At 32.1% G+C, this 1,210-nt stretch carries 2 protein-coding genes; both read right to left on the reverse strand.

Translation table 11 applies throughout. The features are described 5' to 3' along the window. The coding region (locus tag IM290_RS21510) for a glycosyltransferase family 4 protein (RefSeq protein WP_193354516.1) at nucleotides 1-968 on the reverse strand (968 nt) is incomplete at its 3' end. 2 nt (nucleotides 969-970) lie between these two features. Next, nucleotides 971-1,210 (reverse strand): hypothetical protein (locus IM290_RS21750; protein ID WP_227009311.1); only part of this gene is annotated, 240 nt, incomplete at its 5' end.

A 1,210-nucleotide genomic window follows, 5' to 3' on the forward strand; every position in this document is an offset into this window, starting at 1 on the left:
ATTATATTTAGCTCATCATCCCCAAACAGGGAAAACTTCACAATAGCATCTCTAATCGCATCAGACTCAAAATGATCAATTTGCAAGAAATTTAACCCGTGACTTTTAAATTCATTAAAAGCGGGTATTTTTGTTAATATACAATATACTCCGCAAGCCATAGCCTCGAGTGGAACTAAACCAAGGCTTTCACTTTCAGAAGGATAAATTAACAAATCTATTTTTTTAAACCAAGACGCCAGTTCGGCATGAGGTAATGGATTGATGAATTCAACATTTAAATCTTTGCTAATCGCCATCAACTCACTTTTCTGCTCACCTTCTCCTACAATTGACAACTTTAACTTTTTAGTTCCTTTGAGGGCCTTAATTATAAGATCAACATTTTTTGACTGAACCAACCTACCAGCATATCCAATTACAATTTCATCTTTGGATTTAATAACAGTCCCGTCATAATTAAAGCATCTATCTACGCCTCCAGAAGGATAAATGATAATGCTTTTATCGTTGGCATTAAAATTTGCAAGCAAGAATTGTGAATAACTCGGTGAAGGGCATATTATTGTGGAACTTTTTTTAAAAATAGAGTTCGTGAGTTGATTTTTCAATCGATGAAAAAATTTACTCCTCCCTTTTAAGAGCTTAATATCACCGCCATGCACATGGCTGACAATGTTCATCTTCTTGCCGAAATATGAAGCAATTAAAATTGGTAATGCTGTATGCGAGACATAATGACAATATATGTAGTCGTATTTATTAAAAATTAATTTATACACAGTTTTGAGATATAGGCTAAGGTAGCTTATAACTTTGGAAAGTTTATTATTACCTTTACTATCTCTCACGCACAAGTCAATATCATTATCGCTGGCTTTAAGCTCGTTTACTATTCTCTCTACAAATACTCCAAAATCAGGATGTTTTTTTGATGGATACATGTTACTTATCAAAAGAATATTCATTCTTATTCCTTTGTATAATTTTTAAATTTCGGATGGAAATTTGTAATAACTCTTCCGAAAAGATTTAAAAATGGTACTAACTTTGGATTTGTACTAGGACTGTAGGCACCCTCAGACTTCATATTTCTATAAAAGACATCTTGATTTTTCCATACTTCATGGAAAGTCTTATACGTTAAGATATCTGAGGCTTTTTTATTAATAAAGTAAATAAATATATTGCGTGAGGCAAATAGTCTAAT

The sequence above is a fragment of the Enterobacter cloacae complex sp. S1 genome (assembly GCF_014930525.1).
GTDB lineage: Bacteria > Pseudomonadota > Gammaproteobacteria > Enterobacterales > Enterobacteriaceae > Enterobacter > Enterobacter hormaechei_C.